General features: G+C 67.9%; 11 protein-coding genes. 6 read left to right on the plus strand and 5 right to left on the minus strand.

All coding sequences use genetic code 11. The annotated features are described in order from the left end of the window. Nucleotides 1-113 precede the first annotated feature (113 nt). Both BFAL_RS02245 and BFAL_RS02250 read right to left on the minus strand, forming a co-directional pair. Entirely contained in the window at nt 114-1382 is a 1269-nt protein-coding gene (locus BFAL_RS02245; protein WP_055426816.1) for an MFS transporter, read from the minus strand. 155 nt (nt 1383-1537) lie between these two features. Next, nucleotides 1538-3268, minus strand: a complete 1731-nt coding sequence (locus tag BFAL_RS02250; protein WP_055426817.1) for a glycoside hydrolase family 13 protein — start codon at nt 3266-3268, stop codon at nt 1538-1540. A gap of 319 nt (nt 3269-3587) precedes the next feature. On the opposite strand from BFAL_RS02250, the gene BFAL_RS02255 reads away from it, so the two are divergent. The 3 genes from BFAL_RS02255 to BFAL_RS02265 all read left to right on the plus strand — a co-directional run bounded on the left by BFAL_RS02255 (nt 3588) and on the right by BFAL_RS02265 (nt 6941). After that, entirely contained in the window at nt 3588-4697 is a 1110-nt protein-coding gene (locus tag BFAL_RS02255; RefSeq protein WP_055426818.1) for a LacI family DNA-binding transcriptional regulator, read from the plus strand. A gap of 141 nt (nt 4698-4838) precedes the next feature. Continuing rightward, complete coding sequence (orn, locus tag BFAL_RS02260) at nt 4839-5489, plus strand: oligoribonuclease (protein ID WP_055426819.1); 651 nt, start codon at nt 4839-4841, stop codon at nt 5487-5489. A 3-nt stretch (nt 5490-5492) separates the two neighbouring features. Then, entirely contained in the window at nt 5493-6941 is a 1449-nt protein-coding gene (locus BFAL_RS02265) for a DEAD/DEAH box helicase (RefSeq protein ID WP_082440282.1), read from the plus strand. A gap of 15 nt (nt 6942-6956) precedes the next feature. Here BFAL_RS02265 and BFAL_RS02270 read toward each other — a convergent pair whose 3' ends face one another. Both BFAL_RS02270 and BFAL_RS02275 read right to left on the minus strand, forming a co-directional pair. Further along, a complete protein-coding gene (locus tag BFAL_RS02270; protein ID WP_055426820.1) occupies nt 6957-7829 on the minus strand; it encodes a response regulator transcription factor in 873 nt (290 codons plus the stop codon). Nucleotides 7830-7838: 9 nt separating this feature from the next. After that, nucleotides 7839-9038, minus strand: coding sequence for a sensor histidine kinase (locus tag BFAL_RS02275; RefSeq protein WP_055426821.1), 1200 nt, complete (start codon nt 9036-9038; stop codon nt 7839-7841). 468 nt (nt 9039-9506) lie between these two features. Between BFAL_RS02275 and BFAL_RS02280 the strand changes: the two genes are divergently transcribed. From BFAL_RS02280 to amrS, 3 genes are all read left to right on the plus strand, one after another. Continuing rightward, a complete protein-coding gene (locus BFAL_RS02280) occupies nt 9507-11129 on the plus strand; it encodes a polysaccharide deacetylase family protein (protein ID WP_055426822.1) in 1623 nt (540 codons plus the stop codon). Between the two features lie 626 nt (nt 11130-11755). Beyond that, nucleotides 11756-13465 (plus strand): AmmeMemoRadiSam system protein B, encoded by a 1710-nt coding sequence (amrB, locus tag BFAL_RS02290; RefSeq protein ID WP_082440284.1) that lies wholly within the window; start codon nt 11756-11758, stop codon nt 13463-13465. Between the two features lie 16 nt (nt 13466-13481). Beyond that, on the plus strand, nt 13482-14636 hold the full coding sequence (amrS, locus tag BFAL_RS02295; RefSeq protein WP_236691629.1) for an AmmeMemoRadiSam system radical SAM enzyme: 1155 nt from the start codon (nt 13482-13484) through the stop codon (nt 14634-14636). Between the two features lie 155 nt (nt 14637-14791). On the opposite strand, the gene BFAL_RS02300 is transcribed toward amrS, so the two are convergent. Further along, nucleotides 14792-16891 (minus strand): SCO7613 C-terminal domain-containing membrane protein, encoded by a 2100-nt coding sequence (locus tag BFAL_RS02300; RefSeq protein WP_055426824.1) that lies wholly within the window; start codon nt 16889-16891, stop codon nt 14792-14794. Nucleotides 16892-17150: the final 259 nt, after the last annotated feature.

Raw genomic sequence — 17150 nt, forward strand, 5'->3', positions numbered from 1 at the left:
AAGCCCACTTCCACCCGTTACGCATCGTGTGGAGCGATAAAAAATGGGTCGCTCCTCCCCCGAGGAGCGACCCATTGGAAGGGGGAGTGGGGCGGTCTGGCCGCCCCATGGTGTTACTTGACGCGCTTGATGCCGAGGACGGCGATCGCGGCGATCGCGGCCATGGCGATGGCGGTCGGGAACACGAGGTTGTAGGACTGGGTGGCGGCGACGATGCTGGAGGTGATCGCCACGCCGATGGCCTGGCCGGCGCAGGTGGCGATGTTCATGAAGCCGAGGTCCTTGCCGGCGGTCTCCTTGTTCGGCAGGACGTCCACGTTCAGCGCCTGGTCGACGGACAGGTACATGCCGTAGCCGAAGGAGGCGATGCCGCCGAAGAGGAACATGCCCATCTCGGTCGGGAAGATCCACGGCATGGCGAGACCCAGCGCGAACACGGCGCAGGCGACGGCGATCGGGGCCTTGCGGCGGTGGAGCGCGTCGGCGATTGGGCCGGAGATCAGGGAGGCGACCATGGAGGCGACCATGGTGAGCACGGAGATGATGGCCATCGCGTTGGCGGCCTGCTTGTCGGAGTCGCCGATGTGATCGGTGAGGATGTACAGCTGGTAGCTGAAGATCATCTGGTAGGCGACGATGAGGCAGGTGCGGCAGATGAACGCGCGGTAGAAGTCACCGCAATCCTTCAGCGGCGGGGTGAGGGACTCGACGATGACCTTCCACATCGGCTTCGAGGTGTCCTTCGGCATGTCCTTACTGGACGGCTCCTTCGGGGTGAGGAGCACGGCGAGCACGCCTGCGGCGAGGGCGCACAGACCGGTGCAGATGAAGCCGAGCTCGATGTTCTCCATGAAGCGGGAGCCGATGAGCGTGCCGATGCCCTGGCCGATCACGCCGCCGCCTCCGATCGCGGCGGACACGGTGGCTCGCGAGGATTCCTCGACGCGGTCGGAGATGAGGGCGTAGATCGGGGCCTGCACCATGTTCAGGCCGACGAGGGCGAGGATGTAGAAGATCGCGATGAGCAGCGCGGTGGACGGGCGCGACAGCGACCAGAAGCAGATGCCGTAGATGAATGCGCCGGTGAAGATCCACGGGGTGCGCTTGCCCCACTTGGAGCGCGTGCGGTCGGACAGGGCGCCGACGAACAGGGCGATGAAGATGGAGGCGATGGAGCCGGCGGAGTTGATTGCGCCGAGGGCGGCGGTCGATTCGACGGCGCCCATGCCGAGGTCGGCGCGCAGTCGCTGCGGGACCAGCACGGACATCGTGCCGAAGAAGGCGACGCCGGAGAGCACGGCGAAGGCCATGAAGCCGGCGACGTAGCGCCACTTCTCGGACTTGGTGTTGGAAGGCGTGGGTGTCACGCTTGCTGCTGTCATTGTTCTTGCTTTCTCTTCGTTGAGGGTTATTGCTGGAAAGGGAAATCTTGGGGGGGTGTGGGGCCTGTCCGGGCCGAAGGGCAGCCCGGACAGGCACGGTTGGTTAATCGGCAGGGGAACGGGCCCGGTGAGGGCGGCCGCCGCCTGGTAAGGACTCAGGCGAGCTGGATCCAGGCGGAGGTGTCCTGCGGGAGCTTGCCGTCGTCCGTCAGCGGCCCGGAGGTGAGGAGCACCTCGCCGGCGGGCAGGTCGACGGGGTCGGCGCCGAAGTTGGTGATCGACGCCCATCCGTTGGCTCGCTTGTAGGCGATGGTGCCGCCGGTGAATCCGTTCGCGCCGTCCGGCTTGCCGGAGGAGCGGTCCTCGGGAAGCCATTCGAGGCTCAGGTCGTCGGTCTGCAGCTTGTGGCGCAGGGCCAGCGTGCGGCGGTACAGGGTGAGCATGGAATCCGGGTCGGCGGCCTCGGCGTCCGCGGCGAAGTCGGTGAACCATGCCGGCTGGGGCAGGTGCGCCTCCTCGCTCGGGGTGCCGTCCGCCTTGGCGGCGGGCGTGAAGCCGAAGGAGTCGGCCGGGTCCGCGGTCCACGGCAGCGGCACGCGGCAGCCGTCGCGGCCCTTGGTGCTGGCGGCTTGCGAGGTGCGGTGGCCGGACGGGTCCTCGACGCGGTCCCACGGGATGTCCGCCACTTCGAACAGGCCGAGTTCCTCGCCTTGGTAGACGTATGCGGAACCGGGCAGGGCCATCTCCATCAGGATCGCGGCGCGGGCGCGCTTGGTGCCGAGCGCCTTGTCGAGCGGGTAGGTGGTGCCGTCGCGCAGCACCCAGTCCTTGGCGAGCTGGTGGTATTCGCTGGTCGGCACCTGCGGCAGGCCGTAGCGGGTGGCGTGGCGCACCACGTCGTGGTTGCTCATCACCCACGTGGCGGAGGATCCGGAGCGTTCGGCGCTGGCGATGCCCTCCTCGATGGCCTCGTGGAACGCGTCGCGGATCCAGTCCTTCTTCGCGAACTCGAAGTTGAAGATCTGTCCCAGGTCGTCCGGGCTGGCGTACAGGTACTGGCGGTTGGGCTGCACCCACGCCTCGGCCACGGCGAACGCCGGCGGGTCGTACTCGTTGAAGACCTTGCGCCACTCGTGGTAGATCTCGTGGACCTCGTCGCGGTCGATGACCGGGTGGGAGCCGTCGTCCGGCTGGTCGGAGGTGCACCACACGACGTAGTTGTCGAGGTCGTCGCGGTCGAGGTCCTTGGCGAGTCCGTGCGCCACGTCCACGCGGAAGCCGTCGGCGCCGTGGTCGAGCCAGAAGCGCAGGGTGGTGAGGAAGTCCTCGCGTACCTCGCGGTTGTTCCAGTTCCAGTCCGGCTGCTCCTTGGTGAACATGTGCAGGTACCACTGGCCGTCCGGCACGCGGGTCCAGGCGGGGCCGCCGAAGTGGTTCTCCCAGTTCGAGGGCGGCAGGTCGCCGTTCGGGCCCTTGCCGTCGCGGAAGATGTAGCGGTCGCGCTCCGGGGAGCCCGGGGCCGCTGCGAGCGCCTCCTTGAACCACGGGTGCAGGTTGGAGCTGTGGTTGGGGACGATGTCGACGACGATCTTGATGCCGTGCGCGTGCGCGGCCTTGGCGAGCGCGTCGAAGTCGTCCATCGTGCCGAGCTTCGGGTCGACGTCGCGGTAGTCGTCGACGTCGTAGCCGCCGTCGGCGAGCTGCGAGGGGTAGAAGGGGCTCAGCCAGATGGCGTCCACGCCGAGGTCGGCGAGGTAGCCGATCTTCTCGGTGACGCCGGCGATCTGCCCGAGGCCCTCGCCCTTGGTGTCCTTGAAGCTGCGCGGGTAGACCTGGTAGACGACCGCCTGCTTCCACCACAGGGCTGGATCGGTTGCTGCAGCCATTGTTCCTCCTTGAATAAAAACGCTTGCAGTTGTTTTCTTGAGCGTGTGCTCGCTGTTGGCGATACTTGAATAATAGCGCTTGCATTGCGATATGCAAACCGCATCATCGCCCGGCGTGTCGAACGGGTTTGACATTCGCATGATTCGCGGATTTGCAATGATGCAAACGGTTTTATAGACTGGGTATGCAAGCGTTGCGATGCATCACGGACGATGCGGTATCGTGGTGCATCGGCGTCATGTGGCCGGCCCCGCCGGCGAAGACGGAAACGCACATGCGCGATCATGCGCGGAACGCGCGAACGGAAAGGAGCGGAACATGGCCGATCGACCCACTGCCAGAACCACCATCGCGGACGTCGCGAAGGCGTCCGGCGTATCCGTTTCCACCGTGTCCCGCGCGCTGCGCGGCCTCGACAAAGTCAACCCGGACACGCGCGCACGCGTCGAGGAGGCCGCCGAACGCCTTGGCTTCTCCTTCTCCAAAACCGCCTCGTCGCTCGCCAGCGGCAAATCGATGCGCGTCGCCGTGCTCATGCCCAACGAGATCAACAGCTGGTTCAACGCGAACACGTTCGAAGGCGTCTACGAGGTCCTCTCGCGCGAAGGCTACGACGTCGTGCCGTACGTCATGTGGACGCGCGGCGACCTCGACTGGTTCTTCCGCACCCTGCCGGGCACACGCAACTTCGACGCGGTCATCGTCGTCTCGTTCATCCTCGACGACGACAAACGCGACACGCTCGCCGCGATCACCCTGCCCGTCGTCGGCGTCAACGTGCCGGACGTGAGCGGCTTCGACGCCTCCGTGCGCATCGACGACCAGGCCGCCATGCGCGGCGTCGTGCGCCTGTTGCGCTCGCTCGGCCACGAATCCGTCGCCTACGTCGAACAGCCCGTGCAGCCCTCGCCGTTCGTGTGCAGCGACTCCGTGCGTCTGCAGGGATTCCTCGATGCGGTCGAGGAGCAAGGCTACTCGGACGAACAGGTGATGACTGTGCCGTCGCTCGACGGATTCGGCGAACAGGACGACTCCACGGGTCTCGGCGACGGCTCATACGGCATGTCGCCGTCCGTGCTCGACGCGGAGGCCGCCGCCGTCTCCGATATCGCCGCGCAGCTCGTCGGCGCCATGCCGCGCCCCACCGGCATCTGCGTGGAGAACGACCGTTGCGCCGTGCTGCTGCTCAAGGAGCTGCGGCGGCTCGGCTGGCGCATCCCCGAAGAGGTCTCGCTCATCGGCTTCGACGGCGACGATCTCGGCGACGTCGTCGACCTGACCACCGTCAAACAGGATCCCGTGCGATTGGGCCGCGTCGCCGCCGGCAGGACGCTCGCGCTCATGCGCGGCGAGACGCTCGACGAACCGCACACCGTCGCCGCCACGTCGCTGCTCACGCGCGCCACCACCGCCCGTCTCGTCGGCTGACGGCCGCGCCGCGTGCGGGCGCGCTCGGGCAGCCGCGCGCGGGCGCTGCCGCGGCGGCCGGAGCACTCCGCCGCGGTCGTCTCGGCGGTATAGTCTGTACTGTTCCGTTCAGACGGAGAACACCCAAGGAAAGAGGCAGACATGGTGGACGCGCACGACGCGGAAACGTACACGGCGGAGGGATCCCGCCTCATCTGGATCGACTGCGAGATGACCGGACTCGACATCTTCGGCGGCGACGAGCTCGTCGAAGTGTCCGTCGTGCCCACCGACTTCGACCTGAACGTGCTCGACGAAGGCGTCGACTACGTGATCAAGCCGAGCGAGAAGGCCGTCGCGCACATGAACGACTTCGTGCGCCAGATGCACACCCGCTCCGGACTCATCAACGAGTGGGAGCACGGCCTGAGCCTCGAGGAGGCCGAACGCAAGGTCACCGAATACGTGGCCCGATTCACCCCGGACGGCGTCAAGCCGCTGCTCGCCGGCAACACCATCGGCTCCGACAAGAAGTTCCTCGACCACTACATGCCGAACCTCGTGAGCCACCTGCACTACCGCAGCATCGACGTGAGCACGTTCAAGGAGCTCGCCCGCCGCTGGTACCCGGACGTCTACGAGAACCGTCCGCCGAAGAACGGCGGCCACCGCGCCCTCGCCGACATCATCGAATCGCTCGACGAGCTGCGCTACTACCGCGCCGCCGTCATGGCCCCCGCCCCCGGCCCGGACGCGGCCGAGTCCAAGGCCATCAGCGAGCGCATCGTCGCCACCAGCCTGCTGAACAAGTAGCGTATGCGGCAATCCGAGGCGCTCGCCATCCTGAACGCCGGCGCGAACGTGTTCCTGACGGGCGCGCCCGGCGCGGGCAAGACGTACGTGCTCAACGAGTTCATCCGCGGGGCGCGGGCGGACGGCGCGAGCGTGGCCGTCACCGCGTCCACCGGCATCGCCGCCACGCACGTCGACGGGCAGACCATCCACTCGTGGAGCGGCGTCGGTCTCGCCACCGTGCTCGACGCGCGCCTGCTGAAGACCATCAGGACGCGCCGTCGGCGCAAGATCCAGGCGGCCGACGTGCTCGTCATCGACGAGGTGTCGATGCTGCACGCGTGGCTGTTCGACATGGTCGACCAGGTGTGCCGCGACCTGCGGCGCGACCCGCGCCCGTTCGGCGGACTGCAGGTCGTGCTCTCCGGCGACCTCTTCCAGCTGCCGCCCGTCTCCACGTCGCAGCGCAACCGCGACGTGGTCCCGCCCTCGCCCGAATTCGTCGCCTCGCGCGAGCGCTACATGCGACGCGGGCTCGACCCGGAGGGATTCGTCACCGAATCGCTCGTCTGGCCGGAGCTGAATCCCGTCGTCTGCTATCTGACCGAGCAGCATCGCCAGGATGACGGCAGGCTCCTCACCGTGCTCACGCACATCCGCGAAAGCCGCGTGGACGACGACGACCGCGATACGCTCGTCACGCGGCTCGGCGTCGCGCCCGAAGCCGGCACGGTCGCCACGCACCTGTTCCCCGTCAACCGGCAGGCCGACAACCTCAACGACATGCGGCTCGCGCGCATCATGGGCGAGGCGCACGAGTTCCACGCCGAACAGGCGGGGCCCGCGAACCTCGTCGAACGACTCACGCGCAACATGCTCGCACCGCAACGGCTCGTGCTCAAGGCGGGCGCGGCCGTGATGGCGCTGCGCAACGACACGGACCGGCAGTACGTGAACGGCTCGCTCGGCACCGTGCGCGGCTTCGCGGACGAGAACAAGGGCGGATGGCCGATCGTCGAATTCGAGAACGGCAACATCGTCACGATGAAACCCGCCTCATGGGAGATGATGGACGGGGAGACAGTGCTCGCCTCCGTCAAACAGGTGCCGTTGCGCTGCGCGTGGGCCATCACCATCCACAAGTCGCAGGGCATGACGCTCGACCGGGCCGTCATGGATCTGCGCCGCACGTTCGCGCCCGGCATGGGCTACGTGGCGCTCTCCCGCGTCGAATCATTGGACGGACTGTACTTGGAAGGCGTCAACAACCGCATGTTCGCGGTCTCCGATGACGCGGTGCGGCTCGACGGCTCCCTGCGCGAGGCGTCCCGGGAGGCTTCCGATCGGCTCGCCGCGTCCGGTGCCGGGGCGTTCAAGCCGGGATTGCTCGGTGTCGGGGGCGGCGGGGTCGGTGATGGCGGTGCCGATTCGTCCCGTACCGACGACGGCTTCACCCAATCCGCCCTGTTCTAGCGCGCCGTATCGCGGCTACCGGGAAGCGGACAGCCATTTGACCACGGCCTGCACCAGTGTCCGCGCGTCGAGCTTGGTCCGTGCACGTGACGAGTGGGTGCGCACGCTGGCCGCCGAGATGCCCAATCGGGCCGCGATCTCGCTTTGCGTGAACCCCAATGACGCCAATTCCAGCACCTGCGACTCCTGACGACTGAGCGCGTCCGTTCCTTTGGCGGCTTTCGCGTTCCTTCCGGAAACGGATCCCATATTCGCGAGTATGCGATGGTGCGCCGCGGCCGCGGTCTCGAACGTCGGCCACTCGCGCGAGACATCATCATATGGAACCGGCCACTCGCGCGAGATGCCATCGTCCGATCCCGGTCGCCGCACTTCGCTTCGCGTGCCGCGACCGCCGGCCTCTCCACGCCCGCGACCGCCGTCCCAACCATGGAGGTCGCCGGCCGTCGGCGACATGAGCGGTATGGCGAACGTGTGCCCGTCATGCACCAGACGAATCGCCTTCGAAAGCCATGCGTAATCGGCCTTGCCGACCAGCCCCTGCGCTCCGGCGAGCGCGGACTCGCGGCGGTACGCTTCCAGCGGATACGCGGTGATGATGAGGATGCCGGCATCCCCATCGGTCTCGCGCAGCCGGCGGCATACGCGCGTGCCGCGGTCATCGCCGAGCTCCGCGTCGAGCAGCAGCACCTCAGGCCATCGTTCATCGGTCAGGCAGTTGACGATCACCTCACGGGCCGATTGCGCCGTCCACAGCACGCGGAACCCGTCGACGCGCTCCAGCAGAGCCGTCAGCGCCCGCAACGTGATGGCGTCGTTGTCCGCGACGGCGATGGTGATATCCTCTGCGCACCCGTCGGCTCCCGCGCGCGGTGTACCCTCCTGCATGGTCCGATCCTATCCCCGTTGTGGCGCGGTGGGAATGACCGCGTGCAGATGCCACATGCCGTGTTCCGCTGAAGCGGTCAACGAGCCGGAACGTGCGGCGATGCGATGGCGCAGCAGCGCGAGACCGTGGCTGGGTGTGACTCGGCCCGCGTCGTCGCGCGTGGCCCGGGCGGACCGTTGAGGCGTAGGAGGAATCGGATTGGACGACGTGACATCGACGCCGCTTTCACTGACCGTGATGCGCAGCATGCAGCGGCGGTCGGCGGGATCGGCGTGACGGATGACATTCGCCACGATCTCACGCGCCAGTGCGACGAGCAGGTCGCGGGATGCGTCGTCGATGCCGTTCGTGTTGTCGTCCACGTCACCCTCCACGGTGATGTCGCAGGCGAATCCCGCGTCATGCAGCGCGTGCTCCCAGCCGTCGACGCGCGTGCGGAAGCCGGCGCGTGAGGGCGCGGTGTCATCGCCGGCTGCGGTCGATCGGCGTACGGTGCCGCCGCCGATGATCGCCGTGCCTTCCACAGTGTCGTCGCCTGCGTTGCCGCCGCTTCCCACCGCCACGTCACCAGCCGCTCCGGGAGAGTCCGGTCCGTCCGGTTCCTCGGCGAGCAGTCGAATGATCTCATGCACGTGAGCCAACGCTTCGTTCGACTGCGCGAGGATGCGTCGGAACAGTTCACTCCGTTCGTCCGTACCGGTCTCGTGCAGTCCCAGCCGCGCCGTGAGGCTGATGGAGGTCAGTTCGCCGCTGGTCGCGTCATGGAGACGATGCGCTGCGTCCATATTCCGTTCCATGTGCTGGACGTGCAGTATGCGACGGCGTAGGGTCTCGAGCTCCTGTTGCCGGCGGATCAGGATGCCGATGATCAACGCCGCCAGATACGAGCTGCACAGGGAGATCATGGTGCCGATCATGGTGGCGGGCGGAATCTGTATGCCGGTGTCCGCCATCTCCCAGTACTTCATCAGGCACAGATAGGCGAACGCGAGCGCGGAACACCACGGCCGCAGACGGAACGCGAGGTATCCGAGTGCAATCGTCAGACACCATCCATTGGATTCCAGATACGGGTAGGGGAGCCACAGATCGATCGAATACGCGGCGATGACCGCAACGCTCGCCGGAAGCGGCGCCACGGCGAACGATGCCGTCGCAGCGATGATCACCACCTGTGCGATGGCCTTCGCGATCGGCCAATCGCTCATTGCCATCAGCCCGATACGCCAATTGGGAATGGAAACCACCAGTGCCGTCACCGCGATGAGAGTCGTCCAGCGATGGCGCAGGCAAAAAGAGCGCAGCCATTGGATCGTGGCGCGTGCCGCTGTGGCATGTGTCGCGTCCTCGGACATTGCATCCGTCTCCGCGCGATTATCGTGCGCTCGGGAGGGGTTCTGCGCACGAGAATCGCGCCGAGGGGAGGTGGACGCGGTATCGGTGGGCGTTGGGGGAATCATGGCACGCTCCTTTGGGGTCGGGCTCCAATCGCTTTCGATTATCCGCTTCGATACGGCTCCGTTGCGGTCATGGCATATGCCCGGTCAACGAACGTGGACGGAACGCGCGGCCGCGCATGGGGAAGCCGGGGCGGCGGCCCTATGGTGGGAGGTATGCGGGCGAGGGATAATGGACGCGGAGACGATGGGGCGGCGGACAGCCGGAAAGGGGACGTCATGACGGACGAACACACGGGCGTGGTCGACGACGATGGGCGTGGCGGCGCAAACGACGGAGACGGTGGCGCAAATGACGTTCGCAGCGGTGCGAACATCGGGGCCGATCGCGTGAACGACGGACACGACAACAAGGACGACGCCGACGCGGAATACGCCGACCTCCTCGGATTCGATGAGACGCCCGACGGGGGATACGACGAGAGAGACGAGAAACCGGGCGGGAAATCCGAAGCCGGGAACACGACGATTGGTGCCGGTGACGGTGCCGGGCGCGGTGACGGTGCCGGCCGTGATGACTTCGCCATCCGCCGCCCGAACGGAACCCGCCCCAAGCCGCTCGTCGTCGCGCTCATCGCGGTCTTCGCCGCCGGACTCGTGTTCGCCGGGTGGGCCGTCACCCGCAGCATCCTCGACGCGCGCGCCCGCGACCATGCGACGGCGCTCGCCGACTGCCGCGCCGCCCGCGCGCGCTACACGGAGACGCTCACCGGCTACACGCCCACCGCGCGCAAGGCGGCGACGCTCCTCAAAGACACGGCATCCGTCGCCGGCAGCGACACGCGCGACCGGCTTCAAGCGCAGTTGGACAGCCTGACCGACGCCGATGTCGCCGGCCCGGCGAAACGCGACTGCGCGACCGATCTGAGCCGAAGCGACCTCGACGACCTCGGCGACCGGTATGCGACCGCCACCAGCATGATGAACGACGGCCTCATCTCCATCCGCTACGACGTGACCATGCTCCAGCAGATGAAAGACGGCCTCAACGCACAGGACGTGCGGAAACGGCTCTCCGGACTCGTCACGCGCGGCGAACTCGCCTACAGCCGTTCCGCGGGCAAGGCGGATGAAACGTTGCGCGCCACCCTGCGCGGCGCGATCGACGCGGCGAAGCAGACGCTCGCGGACACGCCGTCCGATCAGACGGATGCCGTCGCCGCGCGCGTCCAACCGCTTGCCGAAGCCGCCGACGCGGTGATCGCAGGCATGCCGCTCGACTGTCATTTCGCCGATTGCGTGGCCCTCACCTTCGACGACGGGCCGAACAAGGAGGTCACGCCGCAGGTGCTTGACGCGCTCAAGAAGGCCGGCGTGCCGGCCACGTTCTTCCTCCAGGGGCAGTTCGTCAACGGCTCCAACGTGAAGCTCGTCAAACGCATGGCCGCCGAAGGGCACAGCGTCGGGTCCATGTCGTGGCGGCATACGCAGATGCACGCCATGCCCGCCGACCAGCTCGCCAAATGGTTCAAGGACACGGACGCCGTGATCGCCGAGGCCTCGGGCAAGCCGGTCACCCTGTTCCGCCCGCCGGACGGAGCATGGAGCGATGCGCTGCGCGACCAGGCCAAGGCCAACGGTCAGGCGATGATTCTGTGGGGCGTGGACTCCGGCGATTGGGGCAAGCTCGACTCGGCGCAGATCGAGAAGCGCGTGCTCGACAACGCCTATGCCGGCTCCATCATCGCCCTGCATGACGGCAACGCGGCCACGGCCACGGCGCTTCCGAAGATCATCGACGGACTCAAACAGAAGGGGTACCACATCGTCACCGTGGACACACTCCTCGCCGGCGACATCCAGCCCGGCTCCGTGGCCTACGGTCTCAACGACGTGCAGTAGCGGATTCCGCTCCGGACCCGTCGGGCCATGCGCCGCTTTCGGAACGGTCGTGCCGCCGGGATGGAACAGTCGGAGACCGGGATGGACGTGATGGGCGAACCTGCGCAGTGCGGGGCTGAACCTGTGCAGTTCACGCGCGAACCTGCGCAGTTCACGCGCGAACCTGCGCGATTCGACATCGAACCTGCGCAGGGGGTTCCTGAAGAGCACCGGATTCTGGCGGGTTGCCTGAATCAAAAACGGCGGAATGAAGCCATTCGCCAATAGGAGGCATGTACGAAAACGAGGCTTCTTCAGCAACCCCCTGCGCAGGTTGGACATCAGACTGCGCAGGTTGCGCGACGGATTGCGCAGGTTCGTCTTCAGACTGCGCAAGTTGGCTGGTCAATCGCGCAGGTTCGCCCGCGAACCGTTCCGGATTCGCTTTCAGACTGTGATTAGTTCAGTGACTTGCGTAGGGCGGGGTTCCCGGGGAAGGGATTGGCCTGCGTGGGGCATGCACGGGGCGTGGCTTGCCATGACTACGCATGCCGGCGCCCCTGGATTCCGCATCGGAAAGCTGCCGTGAATCAAGGGCCGGAAGATATGAGCCGGGGCGGGTAGGATAAGTGGCAGGGGTGATTCCAATGACGGATTACGATACGCGTGAACATGAAGGGGCGGCGGCCGTGCAGGGGGAGCAGGGCCGCGTTCGTCCGGCTGCGGTGGCCGGCACATTCTACCCGGCCGACCGCACGATACTCCAGGCGATGGTCGACCGGCAGCTCGCATACGGGCACCGGCTCGTGGCCGATCTCGCCGATGCCCTTCCGGCCGGCGTTCCGAAGGCGGTGATCGTGCCGCACGCAGGCTACGTGTACTCCGGAACCACTGCGGCGCTCGCCTATGCGCTGCTCGAACGCGGGCGCGGCACCGTGACGCGCGCGGTGATTGTCGGCCCGACGCACAGGGTCGCCGTCCGTGGCGTGGCCTGCCCGACGGCCGACGCGTTCGCCACGCCGTTCGGAACCGTGCCGGTGGATACCGCCGCCGAACGTGCGGCGCTGGGCCTGACCGACGACGACGGCCCGCTCGCCTCCGGCATGACGGCCCGGCCCGAGGCCCCCGCCCCGGCGTTGATCGTCAACGACCCGACCCACGCGCAGGAGCATGCGGTCGAGGTGCAGATCCCGTTCCTTGAGACCGTACTCGGGCCGGATCTGCGGATTGTGCCGTTGAACGCGGGCAACGAGTCGCCCCGCGAGGTGGGCGACGTGCTGCGCGCCTTGTGGGGCGGTCCGGAGACGGTGGTCGTGATCAGTTCCGACCTGTCGCACTACCATCCGCAGGAGTTCGCACGTGAGCTTGACGACGACACCCTCGACGCGATATCCGCGGTGGATGGGCCCATCGACCCGCGCCGCGCCTGCGGCGCCTACCCGGTGAACGGCCTGCTCGACGTGCTGTCCCGCGGCCTCGCGCCCGCCGATGCCGATGACTATGTCGCATCCGCCGGTGCCTCCGACGACGGCGATTCCACAGTCCCGCCCGACGCCCGCTCCGCGTTCGACCTGCGCCTGCTCGGCCGTTCCACTTCCGGCGACGACGGCGTGGTGGCACCCGCCGGCGCACCCCGTCCGGCGATGCGCGACCCGGACGAACCGGTGGTCGGCTACGCGTCGTTCGCCGTGTGGGCCGCGGACGACCGCGGCGGCGTGCTGCTCAAGCTGGCGCGCGCGGCGATCCGCGAACGCCTGGGATTCGACGACGACCCGGCCGGCCGCCCGGATGCGATCGCGGCCGCGCACCCGTGGCTGGACGAGCCCGGCGCGAGCTTCGTCACGCTTACCGAACACGGCGATCTGCGCGGGTGCATCGGCACGTTGCAGGCGCATCGCACGTTGGGCGCCGATGTCGCCGACCATGCCGTCGACGCGGCGTTCCGCGACCCGCGCTTCGAGCCGGTCACCGCGGCCGAGTATCCGCTGCTTGACGTGGAGGTGTCGGTGCTCTCCGCGCCGAAGCCGATTCTCGTGGTCACGCCCGAATGGCGGCGCGGCGAGGACGGCTTCATGACTCCCATACCGGTGGAACATCCGGTCCGCTCGCGCCGCGAGTTGGAGCGTGCGTTGCGGCCCGGTGAGGATGGTCTGGTGATCGTGGAGAACGGCGGGCGCGGCCGTCGCGCCACGTTCCTGCCGCAGGTGTGGGAGCAGTTGCCGGATCCGCGTGATTTCGTCGCGCATCTGCTCGCCAAGGCTGGGCTTCCGGCGTCATACGACTGGGTGGACGGTGAGATCGCGTGCGAACGCTACCGGGTGACGGCCTATGCCGAGCGCGGGCGCAACGGTGAGTGATATGGCGATGAGCGATATGACGGTGAGTGATATGGCGATGGGCGGCACGGATACGGGCGTCGGATCGTCCGTAAGCGATGCCCCACCCGTGCGTGAAATCCCGAACCGCGACCCGGCGCTCGGTCGCTGGCAGACGCGGTTCGCGGACGGTTCCGGCCGTGCGCGGTGCGAACTGTGCCCGCGCCGTTGCGTGCTGCGGCCCGGCCAGCGCGGCTTCTGCTTCGTGCGCTCCAACCATGACGGCGCGATCCGCTCCGACACGTATGGACGCAGCTCCGGCTTCGCCGTGGACCCGGTGGAGAAGAAGCCGCTCAACCACTTCCATCCGGGGTCTTCGGTGTTGAGCTTCGGCACGGCGGGCTGCAATTCCGCGTGCCGGTTCTGCCAGAACTGGGACATTTCACGCGCCCGCGACTATGACCGGCTTGGCGTTGAGGCAGGTCCGGAGCGGATCGCGCAGGTCGCCGCGGAGCGTGGCATCGCTTCGGTGGCGTTCACGTACAACGATCCGATCGTCTTCGCCGAGTATGCGATCGATACGGCGTGGGCGTGCCGGGCGCGCGGCATCCACCCGATCGCCGTGACGGCCGGGTATATGGCCGAGCCCGCCCGCGCCGACTTCTACGCGGCGATGGACGCGGCGAACATCGACCTCAAGGGCTTCACCGAGGACTTCTATTGGAAGGTCACCGGCACGCATCTCAAGGATGTGCTCGACACCATCGCGTATGCGGTGAACGAGGCGCGCACGCCCGACGGACGGCACGTGTGGGTGGAGCTGACCACGCTGCTCATCCCCGGTCTCAACGACGACGACGTGCAGCTGCACGCCGAATGCGCGTGGATCCGCGAGACGCTCGGGGCTGACGTGCCGCTGCATTTCTCCGCGTTCCACCCGGCGTGGAAGATGACGGACGTGCCGCCCACCCCGCGCGCGACGCTCACGCGGGCGCGCGGCATCGCGCTTGTGGAGGGACTGCGGTACGTGTATACGGGCAATGTGCATGATCTCGAGGGTGGTACGACGTTCTGTCCGAATCCGGATTGCCGTGCCGCGCTCGTGGAACGCGACTGGTACAGGATCGCCGTCGACCGTCTGTCCGGCACGGCCGATGATTCGGGCGCCGCGCACTGCCCCGCGTGCGGCACGCCCATCGCCGGACGGTGGTGACCGTGGGACGCCGGTGGTGATTGTGGGACAGGTGACTGTCAGTCGGATGACCGTGGGTCGAATCGCAGATCGGTGTGGCCGCAGGTTGGATTGCGGAGTCGGATTGTGGATTGTGGATTGTGGATTGCGGATTGCGGCGCGTCGGGCACCGACGCCTACCGAAGCTGGCTGATGCGCGTGGCGAGCGATCTGACGCTTTTCAGGCTCGCCTCGTAGCGGGCGGCGGCCACGATGAGCACCACGCCGCCGATGAGCAGCCACACCCACCAGAATCGTTGCGAGAACGCCGCCAGCCACGGCCACAGCACGGTAAGCACATGCGCGACGAGCACCACGGCACCACTGACGAGCGGCGCCTGCAATCCGCGCAGCGCGCCGACCAGCAACGCGGCCAACGCGATGACGAACAGGGCGAGCGCACGTGGGAATGACAGTGGATGCGTCCAGCTCATCAGCAGCGGTGGGATCATGAGCAACGCGAGCGCCGGCCACAACGCCTGCCAGCTGCGCAGCGCCGGCCACGCGAGCATCCAGCGGACGCCCACGGCCAGTGCCGCCACGCCGACCATGCCGCCGAGGAGGTCGGCGGGCGCGTAAGGGCGTGGTTCGAGTACCGCTATCGTCAGCAGCGCGAACGTGGTGAGTCCGGCGAAGATGGTGACTATGACGCCCGCCGAGTCCGGCCCCGCCGCCGCCCGGCGCACGGCGACCTGCATGGATGCGGGGTATTGTGCGCCGGCCTGCGGTACGGATCCCGGAAGCGGTGCTGCTGCGGCCTGCGGTGCGGCTGTGCGATGCGGTGCGCCGGCGGCCTGCGGAGCGGCTGTATACGGATAGGATTGCGCCGGTTGCGCCGGCCCCTGCGTTGGTCCTTGAGCCGGTGCCCAAGCCGTTTGGATTGGTTGAGTCGGCTGAGTCGGCTGAGTCGGCTGGATTGGCTGGACCGGCATCGCCGTTGCCTGCGCTGGTTGCGCCATTGCCTGTGCCGGGTATGCCGCCGGTTGCATCCGCATCTGCGCCGGCTGAACCGCCATACGCACCAGCTTGTCAATCGGCCGGGCGGCCCGCGCCCATGCGCACGCCGCGGCCGCCAGCAGCCCGACGAACGCCGTCATCGACGTGACGAGCGCCTGCCATCCTTCGTGCGAGAATTCGGCGCACGTCATGATGACGAGGATCGTCGAGCCGTTGAGCGCGCCCGCCACGTGCTCCGCCGCGCTCAATCCGGCCACGTCTTGCGCGCGGCGTGACCCTCCGGGCGCGCCTACGTTTCCGGTCGCCCCGGTCGCCCCGGCCGCCACGCCATTCCCGGCAGCCCCATTAGCCCCGGCTGCGCCGCCCTCCCGCCGCGGCCATGCGCATGCGGCGATCACGACGGCCGCGCCCGCCACGACGGTCGGCAGATACGCGATCATGCGCCCCGTTTCCAGCGCCATCGAACCGGGCAGGGCGCGCATGATCGCCGTGGTCGAGGCGGCGATTGTCCACACCAGTCCGGTGACCGGCACGAACCGCAGTCCCGTGGGCAGTGGCCGGCCGGAACGGGTGCCCCGCCGCACGTGAAGCACGACGAGTGCGAGCAGCCAGCCGACGGCGGTGAGCGCGATCAGCAGCGACACCAGCCACAGGGGATTGTGGTAGTCGACCGCCATGTACGCGCCGAACGTTGCGATCGCGAGCAGCACGCCCGCGACCGCCAGCGCGGCGATGGGTTCGGCGTCGGGCGCGCGCCGACTCGGGTCGGCGGGCAGGAACGCGGCGATCGTCACGGCGACGGCCGCGCCCGCCACGCATTCCAGCGGGAACAGCACGGAGAAGTCGAGGACGGGCAGCGCGTACGTCATGAGGATCGCGGCGAGCGGCAGCGCGAACGTGACGTACAGCGAGTAGGCGCGCAACGGCGGCATGCCGTCCGGCAGCGGCACGAACCGTATGCCGAGCGTCGTCGCGCACACGACGGCGAGCGCGAGCCCTGCGAGCAGCGCCATGATCCGGTCGGATGCGGGCGCGTCGTCCATCGAGCTGAGCAGCAGCGCGCCCACGGCGAGCGCGATGAGGCCCGCCCATGCGAGTCCTTCCGCGGTGACGCGCAGCCGCGGCGTGAGCGCGATGGCCACGCCGACGGCCACGACGCCGACGGTGGCGACGCATGCCGTGCGGCCCGCGTCGCCGAGCAGTCCGTAGGCGAACCATGCGAACGCGATGACGGCGATGACGACGAGTGCGACGCCGAGCACGAGCAGCAGCGTCTGCACGTTGGAGCGTGGCGGATTCGAGGGGACGGGCGCCGGCTGCGCGGTCCGGGATGATGGCTGTGGTATCGGTGATGGCTGTGGGATCGGCGTCCGTGACGTGGCATCGGGTGCCGGCATGATCGGTCCGGATTGCGGTGGTTGCGGTTGCATCGTTCGTGATGGTCGCGGTATCACCGGCTGAATCGGTTGTACAGGCTGTACCGGTTGCGGCGTCTGCGGCATCTGTGCCGATTGCGTCGGTTGCGTCGGTTGCGTCGAT

Source organism: Bifidobacterium aesculapii, assembly GCF_001417815.1.
GTDB lineage: Bacteria > Actinomycetota > Actinomycetes > Actinomycetales > Bifidobacteriaceae > Bifidobacterium > Bifidobacterium aesculapii.

Excerpts from the sequence above, each read along its gene's own strand:
- BFAL_RS02245 (WP_055426816.1), bottom strand. The coding sequence starts at position 1,382 with ATGACAGCAGCAAGCGTGACACCCACGCCTTCCAACACCAAGTCCGAG.
- BFAL_RS02250 (WP_055426817.1), bottom strand. The coding sequence starts at position 3,268 with ATGGCTGCAGCAACCGATCCAGCCCTGTGGTGGAAGCAGGCGGTCGTC.
- BFAL_RS02255 (WP_055426818.1), top strand. The coding sequence starts at position 3,588 with ATGGCCGATCGACCCACTGCCAGAACCACCATCGCGGACGTCGCGAAG.
- orn (WP_055426819.1), top strand. The coding sequence starts at position 4,839 with ATGGTGGACGCGCACGACGCGGAAACGTACACGGCGGAGGGATCCCGC.
- BFAL_RS02265 (WP_082440282.1), top strand. The coding sequence starts at position 5,493 with ATGCGGCAATCCGAGGCGCTCGCCATCCTGAACGCCGGCGCGAACGTG.
- BFAL_RS02270 (WP_055426820.1), bottom strand. The coding sequence starts at position 7,829 with ATGCAGGAGGGTACACCGCGCGCGGGAGCCGACGGGTGCGCAGAGGAT.
- BFAL_RS02275 (WP_055426821.1), bottom strand. The coding sequence starts at position 9,038 with ATGAGCGATTGGCCGATCGCGAAGGCCATCGCACAGGTGGTGATCATC.
- BFAL_RS02280 (WP_055426822.1), top strand. The coding sequence starts at position 9,507 with ATGACGGACGAACACACGGGCGTGGTCGACGACGATGGGCGTGGCGGC.
- amrB (WP_082440284.1), top strand. The coding sequence starts at position 11,756 with ATGACGGATTACGATACGCGTGAACATGAAGGGGCGGCGGCCGTGCAG.
- amrS (WP_236691629.1), top strand. The coding sequence starts at position 13,482 with ATGACGGTGAGTGATATGGCGATGGGCGGCACGGATACGGGCGTCGGA.